Here is a 13739-nt window from a genome sequence, read left to right as displayed (position 1 = left end):
GTGGGGTTCGCCCTGCTCCTCGGGCAACCGGCGGCGCGGTGGCCGTGATGCCGGCAACGCGAAAGCGTTCGACAGGGCCGTGTGATCGATGCGCAGCGGCCAGGCCGAGTGCCCCGCAAGCAAGCCGCATGACGATTGAGGCCATCTATCGCAGTATTTTCATCAATCAATTTTATCAACCGCCTGGTTACCGATAGTCTGCCTCTACCGAAACCGGTCCGGTTCCGCTCCACGTCCGCTCCGTCGTCCCGCCCTCAGGGCGCCGCCGCAGGGAGCCGCCGGGCGAATCCAGGCCAGTCTTTTTCCGGCGTCCGTCCCGTTACCCGGGCCGCGCCCCGCGCAACGAAGGTAGAGAGCGATGACCACAGAAGCCAAATGCCCGTTCAATCACACCGTCGTCGGCAACGGCACCACCAACAAGGACTGGTGGCCGCAGCAGTTGCGCGTCGACCTGCTGAACCAGCACTCCGCGCGCTCCAATCCGTTTGATGCGGCGTTCGACTACGCCAAGGCCTTCGCGGCCCTGGACCTGGAGGCGCTCAAGCGCGACCTGCATGCGCTGATGACCGACTCGCAGGACTGGTGGCCGGCCGACTTCGGCCATTACGGCCCGCTGTTCGTGCGCATGGCCTGGCATAGCGCCGGCACTTATCGCATCGGCGACGGGCGTGGCGGTGGCGGTCGTGGCCAGCAGCGTTTCGCACCGCTCAACAGCTGGCCGGACAATGTCAGCCTGGACAAGGCGCGCCGGCTGCTGTGGCCGATCAAGCAGAAGTACGGCCAGGCGATTTCCTGGGCCGACCTGATGATCCTCACCGGCAACGTCGCGCTGGAAAGCATGGGCTTCAAGACCTTCGGCTTTGCCGGTGGCCGCGAAGACACCTGGGAACCGGATCAGGACCTGTACTGGGGCCGCGAAACCAAGTGGCTGGGCGGCGACGAGCGCTACTCGCGCGGCTCGCCGGGCGTGGACGAAGCGCACGGCGTGCTGGTGAAGGACGACGACAGCGAAGTGCCGCACACCCGCGATCTGGAAAATCCGCTGGCGGCCGTGCAGATGGGCCTGATCTACGTCAACCCGGAAGGCCCGGACGGCAAGCCCGACCCGGTCGCCGCCGCGCGCGACATCCGCGACACCTTCGCGCGCATGGCGATGAACGACGAAGAGACCGTGGCGCTGATCGCCGGCGGCCACACCTTCGGCAAGACGCACGGCGCCGGCCCGGCCGACAACGTCGGTGCCGAGCCGGAAGCCGGCGAGCTGGAGAGCCAGGGCCTGGGCTGGCACAACCGCTACGGCAGCGGCAAGGGCGCCGACACCATCACCAGCGGCCTGGAAGTCACCTGGACCACCACCCCGGCGCAGTGGAGCAACGACTTCTTCGACCATCTGTTCAAGTTCGAGTGGGAACTGAGCAAGAGCCCGGCCGGTGCGCACCAGTGGGTGGCCACAAATGCCGACGCCATCATTCCCGACGCGCACGATGCAGCGAAGACGCATCGGCCGACCATGCTGACCACCGATCTGGCGCTGCGTTTCGACCCGGCCTATGAGGCCATCTCGCGTCGCTTCCACGAACACCCGGACCAGTTCGCCGACGCCTTCGCCCGCGCCTGGTTCAAGCTCACCCACCGCGACATGGGCCCGCGCTCGCGTTACCTGGGCGCCGAGGTGCCGAGCGAAGAATTGCTGTGGCAGGACCCGGTGCCGGCCGTCGACCACCCGCTGGTCGATGCGCAGGACGCCGCCGCCCTCAAGCAGACCATCCTCGATTCCGGCCTGAGCGTGGCGCAGTTGGTGTCCACCGCGTGGGCCTCGGCATCGACCTTCCGCGGTTCGGACAAGCGTGGCGGCGCCAACGGCGCACGCATCCGTCTGGCACCGCAGAAGGATTGGCAGGCCAACCAGCCCGCGCAGCTTGCACAGGTGCTGGGCACGCTGGAACGTATCCGGGCCGACTTCAACGGCGCGCAGTCGGGCGGCAAGCAGATATCGCTGGCCGACCTGATCGTGCTGGCCGGTAATGCCGCGGTCGAACGTGCCGCACAGGCCGCTGGTCACAGCGTCACCGTGCCGTTCACACCCGGCCGCACCGATGCCTCGCAGGAGCAGACCGATGTCGAATCGTTCGCGGTGCTGGAACCGGTGGCCGATGGCTTCCGCAACTACGCCAAGCAGCGCTATGCGGTGCCCGCGGAGGCATTGCTGATCGACAAGGCACAGCTGCTGACGCTGACCGCGCCCGAGTTGACCGTGCTGGTCGGCGGCCTGCGCGTGCTCGGCGCCAATGTCGGCGACTCCGGCCATGGCGTGTTCACCACCCGCCCCGGCGTGCTGAGTAACGACTTCTTCGCCAACCTGCTCGACATGCGTACGGAGTGGAAAGCCACCTCCGAATCGAAGCAGGTCTACGAAGGCCACGACCGCAGCACCGGCGAAGCCAAGTGGACCGGCACGCGCGTGGATCTGGTGTTCGGTTCCAACTCGATCCTGCGTGCGGTGGCCGAGGTCTATGCCAGTGCCGATGCACAGGAGAAGTTCGTCCAGGACTTCGTCGCCGCCTGGACCAAGGTGATGCAGCTGGATCGTTTCGATCTGGCGTGAGTGGCAAGGCGCACGCCCTCGTGCGTGCGCCTCCAGCAGTGTTGAACCACACGCAACAGATCGACTCGGCACTGAAGACGTCAGTGGAGCGGCGGGTCTGCGGTTTGGCTGCAAGGCCCTTGCCCGCCCACCATCGCAGGACACGCCGCAAGTACGTCCATGTAGGCTCTTACGCGGCATCCATGCCGCGTAAGGTCCCGCGACGGTGAGCGGACAAGGACCAGTCGAGATGGTCGGTGTGCCTGGTTAGGAGCAGAGCATGATGCGCTGGTCGGATTACTGTGCGGCTTGCACCACCTACCTGGCGCCAAACGTGGGCAACACCGCCACCACGCGACCGCCGGCCAGGTCTTGTGAGCCGTTCTCAAGCTTCTGATCGACGGTTCTGCACCTGGATACATCGCACACCGCAACAGAAAACGGCGCTTCCAACCTCAATCGGGAAGCGCCGTTCTTTCTTGAGTGAACGACACGACGGAGATCCAGGCGTTTCTGTTTCCACCATCCAATTCGCAGCGGACAACCACGCAGCGCTACAACGCGTCGATATCGCCCAGCGCGTTGATCAGCCGGCGTGCGCGCTTGTCCGGCTTGCCCTCGGGTGCGCGATAGCCGGTGCGTTCGGCGGCGCGCTGCAGCCGCCATTGCGCACGCGCCTCGCGTGAGGCATCGCTTTCCACGTACAGCGTCTGTGCGACCGGTGCCGGGCCACGCACATCGCTCAGCGCGGCGACGGTGATTTCGAAGATCTCGCCGCCGCGGTCGATGCGCAGCTGCTCGCCGCTGCGCAGCGTGCGCGAGGGCTTGGGCCGCTGGCCGGCGACGTCCACCTTGCCGTTGTCCACCGCCGTCTTGGCCAGGCTGCGCGTCTTGAAGAAGCGCGCCGCCCACAGCCAGACATCCAGCCTGACCGTCGTCGCTTGTTCCACCAGTTGAGTCATTGCGTTGTGCTTGCCGTCGGTTCCAAAGGGCTGCGGGCCGCTGCCGTGATCGCCACTGCATCGGCGCGTCGCAACGGGCTGCGTTGAGCGGGAAATATCTGGGCAAGCCCGCTGTAACTCAAGCGTCGCTGCCGTCTAAGTACAGCCTACCTTCCACACTCTGGCTGACTCATACAGACTGACCCGCACAGCGTGCGTCGTGTCATCGGCCTGGCGGCTTCACGCTCCTGCGGCAGTTGCTATTTGCCTGGCGACAGCGCGCCTCACACCTGCCAGTGCTAGTGTTCGCAGCTTCTGCACCACGGCCCGTCTGCGATGCCCAAATCCGCTGTCCTGACCGAAGGCCCGATCGGCAGGAATCTGCTGCTGTTCGCGATGCCGATCCTTGCGGGGAACATCGCGCAATCGCTCAATGGCTCGATCAATGCGATCTGGGTGGGCCGCTACCTCGGCGAGGCGGCACTGACTGCGGCGGCCAATGCCAACAGCATCATGTTCTTCCTGATCGGCTCGGTGTTCGGCATCGGCATGGCCTCGGCCATCCTGATCGGCCAGGCGATGGGCGCGCGCGACATCGCACAGGCGCGCAAGGTCATGGGCACCAGCGCCAGTTTCTTCGGCGGGCTGTCGGCGCTGATCGCGGTGCTCGGCTGGTTTCTGGCGCCGCATCTGTTGACCGCGATGGGCACACCGCCGGCATCGCAGACGCTGGCCGAGGAGTACCTGCGGGTCATCTTCCTGGCGATGCCGCTGATCTATGTGTTTGCGTTCCTGTCGGCGGCACTGCGCGGTACCGGCGATGCCCGCACGCCGTTCCGCTTCTTGCTGGTGTCGGTGGTGCTGGACATTGTGTTCAACCCACTGCTGATCTTCGGTCTGGGTCCTTTCCCGGCGCTGGGCATCGCCGGTGCGGCCTGGGCCACGTTGCTGGCGCAGGCGGTGGCACTGGGCGGTTTGCTGCTGTATCTGCGCAGCAAACGCCATGTGCTGTGGCTGGGGCGCGCCGATCTGCACCTATTCCGCATCGCGCCGGCGATCCTGCGCGCGCTCATCGTCAAAGGCGTGCCGATGGGCCTGCAAATGGTGCTGATTTCGCTGGCCATGATCGCGATGATGACGCTGGTCAACGGCTTCGGTACCGACACCGCAGCCGCCTACGGCGCGGCGCTGCAGCTATGGACGTATGTGCAGATGCCGGCGATGGCGCTGGGCGCGGCGTGTTCGACGATGGCCGCGCAGAACGTGGGCGCCGGCTTGTGGACGCGCGTGGATGCGACCGCACGCACCGGCATCGTGGCCAACTTCCTGATGACCGGCGTGCTGATCGGGCTGCTGATCGTGTTCGATCGCTGGACGCTGGCGCTGTTCCTGCCCAGCGACAGCCCGACGCTGGAGGTGGCGCGGCATCTCAATCACATCGGTATCTGGTCGTTCCTGCTGTTCGGCGTGAGCTTTGTGGTTTCCGGCGTGGTGCGGGCCACCGGTGCAGTGATCCCGCCGCTGCTGATCCTGGCGTTCGGTCTGTGGGGTGTGCGCGTGCCGCTGGCGAATGCCTTGATTCCGTACCTGGGAGCCGATGGCATCTGGTGGAGCCTTCCGATCAGTTCGCTGTGTTCGATGCTGCTGTCGCTGGCGTATTACCGCTGGGGCGGCTGGCGCAAGGCACGCATGCTGACCACGCCGGCAGATCCTGCGGAACTGGCCGCCGCCGCCGAAGTGCAGGCGCATCCGGCCTCGCCGGTTGCCGACACCGCGCCCATCGCAGGCGCGCCGCAGCCCCGGCGGCACTGACGTCCGCTGGCCCAGCCGGGTAGCGCGCTGTCACACCGGCCGACATCACGCGCGAAAGCAGGAGCCGGACGCCGTGTTGAGATGATCCATGCAGCACGGACGCTCGTGCGTAATCGGCCGGGCCCCACTGACGCAACCGGTTACCGGCGCGCTACAGGGAGGTTCCGCCCACTGCGCAGCAACCGCGCGCTCACGTGCAAACCCATGAGCATCGCGTACGCACAACCGGCGAATCCCTAATCTCGATTCCCCAATCCCGATTCCCACAACGCAAACGGCCGCCCGAAGGCGGCCGTCTGGCAACAGCAGGGCAAGCCTGCCAGTGACTTACTCAGCCTTGGCAGCAGCCTGGCGAGCGGCCTTGGCCTGTGCAGCGGCGGCCAGATCTTCCTTGATGCGGGCAGCCTTGCCTTCCAGACCACGCAGGTAGTACAGCTTGCCGGCGCGCACCTTACCGCGGCGCTTCACTTCGACCGAGTCGATGATGGCGCTGTGGGTCTGGAACACGCGCTCGACGCCGAAGCCGTGCGAGATCTTGCGCACGGTGAAAGCGGAGTTCAGGCCGGCGTTCTTGGTACCGATCACGACGCCCTCATAGGCCTGCACGCGCTCGCGGTTGCCTTCCTTCACCTTGACGTTCACCACGACGGTGTCGCCCTGGTTGAACTCGGGAAGCTTGCGCTGAATCTGGGCGGCTTCGAAGTCAGCCAGGATGGTCTTGTTGAGTTTGCTCATGATGGGCACCGCGTGTCTGGTGATATTGGACCGGCAGTCGCCGCACGGCGATTGCTCGAGGTTCGTAGGAGGGCCAGACGCAAGGCTGGCCAGCAAGCCGCACATTATACCCCAACCAAAGTGGCAAGAGCTAGGGGTGAGCCCTTATTTCTCGTCGCCCGGAGCGAGTTCGCGGCGAAACTCGTCCAGCAGGCGGCGATCGTTCTTGTCCAACCCGGCCTCATCGAGCAGGTCCGGGCGACGCAACCAGGTCCGGCCCAGCGACTGCTGCCGACGCCAGCGCGCGATCGCAGCGTGATTGCCCGAGCGCAGTACCTCCGGCACATCGCCCCAGTCATGGGTCGATGGATGGCTGTAGTGCGGGCAGTCGAGCAGGCCTTGCGGGCCTTCGAAACTGTCCTGGGCAGCGGATTCGGCGTCGTTCAACACCCCCTCCTGCAACCGCGTCACCACATCCACCAGCACCGCCGCGCCAAGCTCGCCACCGGACAACACGTAGTCGCCGATGGAGATTTCCATATCCACCGCCTGCGCCAGAAAGCGCTCGTCGACGCCTTCGTAGCGCCCGCACAGCAACACCATGCGTGGCAACTGCGCCAGCTCGCGAGCGAGCGGCTGGGTGAGCGGCCGCCCCTGCGGGCTGAGATAGATCACCGGCGCCGGACGCGCGTCTGCCGCTTGCACCGCGTCCAGGCAGGCCCGCAACGGCTCGATCAGCATCACCATGCCGGGCCCGCCACCGAACGGACGATCGTCCACCCGGCGGTAATTGCCCTGCGCATGCTCGCGCGGATTCCAGCCCTGCAATTCCAGCAAGCCACGCTCCTGCGCCCGCCCGACCACACCGAACGCCGCGCATTGCGCGATGAACTCGGGGAACAGGCTGATGACGTCGATGCGCACAGGGAATCGGAAATCGGGATTGGGGAATGGGTAAAGCAAGAGCGGAGCGATGCGCCGTTCCGATCAGAAATCCGGATCCCAGTCCACCACGATCAGGTTGGCTTCGAAGTCGACCGACTTGACGAAATCCGGCAGCACGAACGGCACCAGCCGCTCGCGATCGCCACGTACCACCATCACGTCGTTGGAGCCGGTGGAGAACAGGTGCGACACCGTGCCGAGCTTGACGCCTTCGACGGTTTCCACCTGCAGCTCTTCCAGATCCACCCAATAATATTCATCGGGCCTGGGTGGCGGCAGCACGCTGCGCGCGACGTAAATCTCGGTTCCGTGCATGGCTTCGACGGTGTCGCGGTCAGTCACGTCGGGGAACACCGCAATCAGATTCTTGCCCTGATCGCGCCCACGTACGCCGCTCACAACCGATTCCTGCCCCGAGGGCGCCCGTACGATCCACGGCTGGTACCGGAAGATCGCACTGCGCGGCTCGGTCCAGGATTCGAGCTTGAGTTCGCCCTTGACACCAAAAGCGCCGACAATCCTGCCTAACAGGATGCGGCGCTCGGTCGGCTTCATCTGCGTCGACTCTGGACCAGGCGGTGACGCCCGGCCCTCCAAAATCAGGCCGCAGCGGCCTGGGACTTGGATGCTTCGCGATACAGGTTACGCACCTTGTCGGTCAGCTGTGCGCCCTGGCCGACCCAATGGTCGACGCGTGCAACGTCCAGCACGACGCGCGGTTCTGCGCCCTGCGCAACCGGGTTGTAGTAACCCAGACGCTCAATGTTGCGGCCGTCGCGCGCGCTGCGCACGTCAGTCACGATGATGTGGTAGAACGGACGCTTCTTGGCGCCGCCGCGGGTCAGTCGAATCTTGACCATGGTGTCGTTTTCCTGAGTTGCCCAGTCGCCAGAGTGGCGCGGTAAGCCAGCGATTATAGCGGGCTCCGGCGGCGAAGCCAAGTCACCCCGGAATCGCTCAGATCCCCTGCCAGGCCTGGGTCTGCAGGGCTTGTTCCAGCAATGGCAGCTGCGCGCCCCGCGCCGGCCATGACGCCGGGCCGGCTTGCACGATCGCCTGCTGGCCGCGCGCGTTGCAGCTGAACGCGCCATCAAAGCTGCCCAGTTCGCTCAGCATGACCGGGCGAAACTCCTGCTGGATACCGAGCGTTTGCAGGCCGGCCTGCAGCAGACGCTGCTGGGTGCCGGGCAGCGCCGGCCCTTGCGGCCACACCACCCTGCCCTGCTGCCACACGCCCAGATTCCAGAAGGCGCCTTCCAGCAGATGCTCGTGCGCGTCGATCAGCAATGCATCGTCGTAGCCGGCCGCCATGGCCTGGCGACGCAGATGCAGCAGCGCGAAGGTGCCGACATGCTTGTGGCGGGGTTGCTCGCGCACATGATGGACCGGCTGCACGCGCAGCGCAGTGGCCGGCGCTCGGGCTGCAGGCGCGATGGAGATCAGCACATCGAGTGCAAGCTGGCGCGACGGATCGCGCAGGTCGAAATCCTGCGCAAACACGGTGATGCGCACGCTGGCGTCCTCGCAGTTCGCGGCCGACAACGCAGCGCGCAACTGGGCGCGCAGGGATGCCTCGTCGATCGATGCACCGAACAAGGCAGCGCCGTCGTGTTGCAGCCGCTGCAGATGCAGGTCCAGCCCGCGTACCGCACCGGCGCGCACCTGCAGCGTGGTGAAGTGGCCGTAATTGATCAATGCGGCCGCGCCCAACTGCTGCGCTGTCGCCACTGCGCCGTTGCAGAAGATCAGCGGCACAACAGCGCCTGCGCTTCAGCCCACCACCGGGTCACCAAGTGCGCGGCAGGCTGTGCCGGTGCCATCCAGGCCGATTGGCCGGCCCAGGCCTGCATGGCGTCCAGGCGGTTGTCGCGCGCGGCGGCCTGACGCATCGGTGCGGTCAGCGCGCGCTGTACCGGATACGGCGCCGGCACCGGCGCCTCCGCGGCGATGGCAGCACGCACATAGGGCGTCGCGAGTGCACGCCCCAGCCGACCGGAAAATGCACGGGTCGGCTGGGTCTGTTCCGGTTCGGCCTGGGCCAGGGCATCGGCCCAGGCGTTCGGTAGCGCGGCCTCGGGCGTGCGCAGCAGGCCGGTACCGACCTGCACGGCGCTTGCGCCCAGCATCAGCGCCGCGGCAATGCCGCGCGCGTCGGCGATGCCGCCTGCGGCGATCACCGGCAGATCCAGATGATCGACCAATCGCGGCAGCAAGGCGAACAACCCGGTCATCTGCCGCTCGGCCCGACCGGCGTCGAACGCACCGCGATGCCCACCGGCCTCGGCACCCTGCGCAACCACCGCATCGGCACCGGCCGCCTGGGCCGCACGCGCTTCGTCCAGCGTGGTGGCGCAGGCGAACCAGGCAATGCCGGCACTTTTCAGCCGCGCAACCTGATCGGGCCGAAACACGCCCATGATCGATGAGGCCACGGCAGGCCGCGCAGCGAGCAAGGCCTCGAACTGGGCATCGAAGTCGGCCGGCGTTGCATCGCCCGCCGCCTCGGGCACCGGCGGCCCCCAGTGCGACAGAAACGCGCGCATGCGCTCCTCCGCAGCGGCATCGCGCACCGGTGCCGGATCGGGAATCCACAGATTGACCTGGGCAGGCCCGGCACTCGCTTCACGAAACGCCGTCATCCACGCCACGATGTCCTGCGGCTGCGACAGCACGGCGCCCATCGCGCCCATGCCGCCGGCATCGGCAACGGCCGCCGACAACGGCACCGGGCAGGCACCGGCCATGGGGCTGAGCAGGATGGGAAGGCCTAAACCAAAACGCCGCTGGAAGGCGTCGATCTGCGAAAACGAACCCATCGTGCGCGCCCTGAAGTCATGATCAGGCCATGGTACCCGCGCGTGCATCCAACGTCCGCTCGGCGCATGCAGGCGGAATGCGCGATCAATCCAACGACCCTGCGATCACAGATCGCTGCGCCACGCCCGCACCGTCCAGCCAGCGCCCGACTGCAGCGCCGGCTGACAGCCGGCAAGTTCAACGCCAGGCGCGCCTGGTGAGACACTCACCGCGCGCGTCGCCGCTCGAAACTCAACGGAACGGCATGCCGCCGCGGCCGCCCATGGCGCCCATCATACCCTTCATGTTGCGCATCAGGCCCTTCATGCCGCCGCCGGCCAGCTTGCCCATCATCTTTTCCATCTGCTGATACTGCTTCATCAGCTTGTTGACATCGGCCGGCTGCATGCCGGAGCCGCGGGCGATGCGGGCGCGGCGCGAGCCGTTGAGCAGGGCCGGGTTGCGGCGCTCCTTCTTGGTCATCGAATTGATGATCGCGATCATGCGCGGCACTTCCTTGCCGGTGACCTGCTGCTTGACGTTGTCCGGGATCTGGCCCATGCCCGGCAGCTTGTCCATCAGCCCATGGATGCCGCCCATGTTCTGCATCTGCTCGAGCTGTTCCTTCATGTCGTTGAGGTCGAACTTCTTGCCTTTGGCGACCTTGGCGGCGAGCTTGGCGGCCTTTTCCTGGTCGACGCTGTGCTCGACCTGCTCCACCAGCGACAGCACGTCGCCCATGTCCAGGATGCGGCTGGCGACGCGGTCGGGATGGAACACGTCCAGGCCGTCGGTCTTTTCGCCGGTACCGACGAACTTGATCGGCTTGCCGGTGATGTAACGCACGCTCAGCGCGGCACCGCCACGGGCGTCGCCGTCGGTCTTGGTCAGCACCACGCCGGTCAGCGGCAGCGCCTCGCCAAAGGCCTTGGCGGTGTTGGCCGCGTCCTGGCCGGTCATCGCATCGACCACGAACAGGGTTTCGGTCGGATTGACCGCGGCATGCAGCGCCTTGATCTCGTCCATCATCGCCGCATCGATCGCCAGGCGGCCGGCGGTATCGACCAGCAGCACGTCGGCGAACGACTTGCGCGCATCGCTGATGGCGGCGCGCACGATGTCGACCGGCTTCTGCGAGGCGTCGGACGGGAAGAACAGCACGCCGACCTGCTCGGCCAGGGTCTTGAGCTGCTCGATCGCGGCCGGGCGATAGACGTCGGCCGAGACCACCATGACCTTCTTCTTGCGCTTTTCCTTCAGGTGCTTGGCGAGCTTGCCGACCGTGGTGGTCTTGCCCGCACCCTGCAGGCCGGCCATCAGGATGATCGCCGGCGCCGGCACGTTGAGGTTGAGGTCGGTGGCGGCCGCGCCCATGACGGCGGTCAGCTCGTCGCGGACGATCTTGATCAGCGCCTGGCCCGGGGTCAGCGACTTGAGCACTTCCTGACCGACCGCGCGTACCTTGATGCGCTCGATCAGCGCCTGCACCACCGGCAGCGCCACGTCGGCTTCGAGCAACGCGATGCGCACTTCACGGGTGGCTTCGCGGATGTTCTCCTCGGTCAGGCGGCCGCGGCCGCGCAGGCGCTCCATGGTGCCGGAGAGACGTTGGGTAAGGGACTCGAACATGCGCAAGGGACCGCGTGAGGGGAAACGGGCGTCGATTATAGCGGCACCGGCCAGCCAGCCGCCCCAGCGACCGCCCGCCGCCCGACCGGCGAAGCCGACCCGCAAGCAGCTTCACCAACGCGCAGCAATGCGCACGGCCAGCCATAGCAGCAGCGCCAGCAACAGCAACGGCAGCTGCAGTGCCAGCGGTAAGCCCCCTGCCCGCGCGCGTACCGCCCCCGCACGCCAGTCCATCTCCAGCCCCCGCAGCTCGCAACTGCTTTTCCCGATTCCCGATTCCCGATTCCCAGCCCCCAATATGCGAAACTTCCACGATGACAATCGTTCTCATCGCGTTCGCCTTGTATCTGCTGGCCACGGCGCTGCTCACCCGGTCGGTGCTGCGCGATGGCAACCAGGCGCCTGCACGCTGGCTGATCCCGGCGCTGGCGGCCGTGGCGCTGCACGCCGGGTATCACGTGCTGGTGGCGCTACGCACCGCCGGCGGGCCGGACATGCATTTCTTCGCGGCGCTATCGCTGTGCGGCCTGGGCATGGCCGCGCTGACGGCCGTGTTCGGCGCGCGCGGACGCATGGCGGCGGTGGGCGTGGTGGTGTTCCCGCTGTCGGCGGTCTTGCTGGCCTGCTATCACGCTTACGGCCACGAACCGAGCTCGGACCTGGGCTGGCGGCTGGAACTGCACGCATGGATGGCGCTGCTGGCCTACGCCACGCTGGGCATCGCCGCGTTGCTGGCGATCATGCTGTGGCTGCAGGAGCGTGCCCTGCGCCGGCGCGACTTCCACACCTGGCTGCGCGCGCTGCCGCCGTTGACCGAGCTGGAGACGCTGCTGTTCCGCACGATTACGGTCGGCTTCGTGTTGCTGAGCCTGACCCTGCTGACTGGCCTGCTGTTCGTGCAGGACTTCCTGGCGCAGCGGTTGCTGCACAAGACCGTACTCAGCATCCTGTCGTGGATCGTGTTCGGTGCACTGCTGATCGGCCGTTGGCGCAACGGCTGGCGCGGCACCAAGGCGGTGCACTGGACGCTGACCGCGATGGCGCTGCTGGTGTTGTCGTTCTTCGGCAGCAAGTTCGTGATCGAACTGGTCCTGGGGCCGCGCTGACCGCGTTGGCTTCAGGAACCTGCGGGCCTCACCGTCGTTGCGATACCCGCGCTCAGGCGTCCAGCGCAGCGCTTACCGCCGCCCACGGCTGATCCGGCCCCGGGTTGGCGAAGTGGTAGGCGATGCGGCGGCGATAGACCTGCCCGGGCCACAGGATCGTCGACGGGAAGTGGGGGTGATTGGGCGCATCCGGATAGTCCTGCGGCTCCAGGCAGACGCCACGGCCGAGTCCGGGATGGTGGTCGTCCAGATGCTGGCCTTCGTAGAGTTGCACCGCCGGCGCGTCGCTGATGATGCGCAGCGCCACGCCGCTGTGCGGCGAGTACAGCTCGGCAATGCAATCGGCCCCGGCGGCCAGCACCAAGCATTGGTCGTAGCCCTTGCCGAGCACCACCTGTTGGTGCGACGGATCAATGTTCTCGGCCAACGCTGCAGCATGGCGGAAATCGAACGGCGTGCCGGCGACGGGTGCGATCTCGCCGGTCGGGATCGATTCGGCATCCACCGGCAGATAGCGATCGGCCGGCACCCGCAACACTTGTAGCGCGGCGCGCTGATGCGGGTCGCCGGATAAGTTGAAGTAGGGGTGATGGGTGAGGTTCAACGGGGTGGCGGCATCGCATTGCGCCTGGAAGTCCAGCTGCAGGCTGCGTCCTCGCAACTGCAGCCGCACGCGCACCTGCAGATTGCCGGGGTAGCCTTCCTCGCCATCGGGCGAGTCGTAACCGAGCAGCACCTGATCCTGCGCCTGCTCCAGCACGCTCCAAACGCGCCGTCCGAAGCCGCGCAGGCCGCCGTGCAGCTGGTTACGCCCTTCGTTGGCCGCCAGCGTGCGGGTGACGCCATCCAGCGTGTAGCGCGCACCGGCGATGCGGTTGCCGAAGCGGCCGACCAGGATGTTGAGGCTGTCGCAATCGGCGGCGTACGCAGGCAGATCCGGCAATGCCAGCAGCAACGGCACCGCCGTGTGCTCGGTGGTCAGCCGCAGCGCATGCAGGATGCCGCCGTAAGTGAGTACTTCCGCCTCCAGTCCGGCATCGCTGCGCAGCGTGAGCGCATGGACGTCGACACCGCCTGGCAACTGCCCGAACACTCGCTGCATGGATCGTCCCGCCGATACTGGAAGCTGGCGAGCATAGCGGGGTAGCGCGGTCGACGACCATGCCCCGGCGCACATCCTGGCGTGCGATGCGATGACCATGTCGGCAAGGC

At 66.7% G+C, this 13739-nt stretch carries 13 protein-coding genes; 3 read left to right on the top strand and 10 right to left on the bottom strand.

Features of this window, described 5'->3' with window-relative positions; genetic code table 11:
• Window positions 1–358: 358 nt before the first annotated feature.
• The gene (gene katG, locus FHT08_RS14340; protein ID WP_166775510.1) at window positions 359–2605 is read left to right on the top strand and encodes a catalase/peroxidase HPI; all 2247 of its coding nucleotides are present in this window, start codon (window positions 359–361) and stop codon (window positions 2603–2605) included.
• 533 nt (window positions 2606–3138) lie between these two features.
• Here katG and FHT08_RS14335 read toward each other — a convergent pair.
• Complete coding sequence (locus tag FHT08_RS14335) at window positions 3139–3546, bottom strand: RNA-binding S4 domain-containing protein (RefSeq protein WP_016903197.1); 408 nt, start codon at window positions 3544–3546, stop codon at window positions 3139–3141.
• Window positions 3547–3861: 315 nt separating this feature from the next.
• Between FHT08_RS14335 and FHT08_RS14330 the strand changes: the two genes are divergently transcribed.
• Window positions 3862–5337, top strand: coding sequence for an MATE family efflux transporter (locus FHT08_RS14330; protein WP_166775509.1), 1476 nt, complete (start codon window positions 3862–3864; stop codon window positions 5335–5337).
• Between the two features lie 327 nt (window positions 5338–5664).
• Here the strand turns inward: FHT08_RS14330 and rplS are convergent, their stop codons facing one another.
• The 8 genes from rplS to FHT08_RS20155 form a co-directional block, all read right to left on the bottom strand.
• Window positions 5665–6072: a 50S ribosomal protein L19 gene (gene rplS, locus FHT08_RS14325; RefSeq protein WP_005989873.1), complete on the bottom strand. Its 408-nt coding sequence runs from the start codon at window positions 6070–6072 to the stop codon at window positions 5665–5667.
• A gap of 144 nt (window positions 6073–6216) precedes the next feature.
• Entirely contained in the window at window positions 6217–6975 is a 759-nt protein-coding gene (gene trmD / locus FHT08_RS14320) for a tRNA (guanosine(37)-N1)-methyltransferase TrmD (RefSeq protein WP_039520068.1), read from the bottom strand.
• Between the two features lie 63 nt (window positions 6976–7038).
• Complete coding sequence (rimM, locus tag FHT08_RS14315; protein ID WP_166775508.1) at window positions 7039–7551, bottom strand: ribosome maturation factor RimM; 513 nt, start codon at window positions 7549–7551, stop codon at window positions 7039–7041.
• A 44-nt stretch (window positions 7552–7595) separates the two neighbouring features.
• Window positions 7596–7856 carry a 30S ribosomal protein S16 gene (gene rpsP / locus FHT08_RS14310; protein ID WP_011036396.1) on the bottom strand — a complete coding sequence of 87 codons (261 nt, stop codon included), beginning with the start codon at window positions 7854–7856 and terminating at the stop codon, window positions 7596–7598.
• A 97-nt stretch (window positions 7857–7953) separates the two neighbouring features.
• The gene (locus FHT08_RS14305) at window positions 7954–8751 is read right to left on the bottom strand and encodes an aminotransferase class IV family protein (protein WP_166775507.1); all 798 of its coding nucleotides are present in this window, start codon (window positions 8749–8751) and stop codon (window positions 7954–7956) included.
• Window positions 8742–9812: a nitronate monooxygenase gene (locus tag FHT08_RS14300; RefSeq protein ID WP_166775506.1), complete on the bottom strand. Its 1071-nt coding sequence runs from the start codon at window positions 9810–9812 to the stop codon at window positions 8742–8744. The genes FHT08_RS14305 and FHT08_RS14300 overlap by 10 nt, the downstream gene beginning before the upstream one ends.
• 232 nt (window positions 9813–10044) lie before the next feature.
• Window positions 10045–11421, bottom strand: coding sequence for a signal recognition particle protein (gene ffh, locus FHT08_RS14295; RefSeq protein ID WP_046342053.1), 1377 nt, complete (start codon window positions 11419–11421; stop codon window positions 10045–10047).
• Window positions 11422–11532: 111 nt separating this feature from the next.
• Window positions 11533–11655, bottom strand: coding sequence for a hypothetical protein (locus FHT08_RS20155; RefSeq protein ID WP_016901490.1), 123 nt, complete (start codon window positions 11653–11655; stop codon window positions 11533–11535).
• Window positions 11656–11735: 80 nt separating this feature from the next.
• On the opposite strand from FHT08_RS20155, the gene ccsA reads away from it, so the two are divergent.
• Window positions 11736–12527, top strand: coding sequence for a cytochrome c biogenesis protein CcsA (ccsA, locus tag FHT08_RS14290; protein WP_104538218.1), 792 nt, complete (start codon window positions 11736–11738; stop codon window positions 12525–12527).
• Between the two features lie 52 nt (window positions 12528–12579).
• Here ccsA and FHT08_RS14285 read toward each other — a convergent pair whose 3' ends face one another.
• Complete coding sequence (locus FHT08_RS14285) at window positions 12580–13629, bottom strand: aldose epimerase family protein (protein ID WP_166775505.1); 1050 nt, start codon at window positions 13627–13629, stop codon at window positions 12580–12582.
• Window positions 13630–13739: the final 110 nt, after the last annotated feature.

This window comes from Xanthomonas sp. CFBP 8151 (assembly GCF_011761885.1).
Taxonomy (GTDB): domain Bacteria; phylum Pseudomonadota; class Gammaproteobacteria; order Xanthomonadales; family Xanthomonadaceae; genus Xanthomonas; species Xanthomonas arboricola_B.
Note: the sequence above shows the minus strand (reverse complement) of the source record. Positions and strands in the feature narration are given on the sequence as shown.

Excerpts from the sequence above, each read along its gene's own strand:
- katG (WP_166775510.1), top strand. The coding sequence starts at position 359 with ATGACCACAGAAGCCAAATGCCCGTTCAATCACACCGTCGTCGGCAAC.
- FHT08_RS14335 (WP_016903197.1), bottom strand. The coding sequence starts at position 3,546 with ATGACTCAACTGGTGGAACAAGCGACGACGGTCAGGCTGGATGTCTGG.
- FHT08_RS14330 (WP_166775509.1), top strand. The coding sequence starts at position 3,862 with ATGCCCAAATCCGCTGTCCTGACCGAAGGCCCGATCGGCAGGAATCTG.
- rplS (WP_005989873.1), bottom strand. The coding sequence starts at position 6,072 with ATGAGCAAACTCAACAAGACCATCCTGGCTGACTTCGAAGCCGCCCAG.
- rimM (WP_166775508.1), bottom strand. The coding sequence starts at position 7,551 with ATGAAGCCGACCGAGCGCCGCATCCTGTTAGGCAGGATTGTCGGCGCT.
- rpsP (WP_011036396.1), bottom strand. The coding sequence starts at position 7,856 with ATGGTCAAGATTCGACTGACCCGCGGCGGCGCCAAGAAGCGTCCGTTC.
- FHT08_RS14300 (WP_166775506.1), bottom strand. The coding sequence starts at position 9,812 with ATGGGTTCGTTTTCGCAGATCGACGCCTTCCAGCGGCGTTTTGGTTTA.
- ffh (WP_046342053.1), bottom strand. The coding sequence starts at position 11,421 with ATGTTCGAGTCCCTTACCCAACGTCTCTCCGGCACCATGGAGCGCCTG.
- FHT08_RS20155 (WP_016901490.1), bottom strand. The coding sequence starts at position 11,655 with ATGGACTGGCGTGCGGGGGCGGTACGCGCGCGGGCAGGGGGCTTACCG.
- ccsA (WP_104538218.1), top strand. The coding sequence starts at position 11,736 with ATGACAATCGTTCTCATCGCGTTCGCCTTGTATCTGCTGGCCACGGCG.
- FHT08_RS14285 (WP_166775505.1), bottom strand. The coding sequence starts at position 13,629 with ATGCAGCGAGTGTTCGGGCAGTTGCCAGGCGGTGTCGACGTCCATGCG.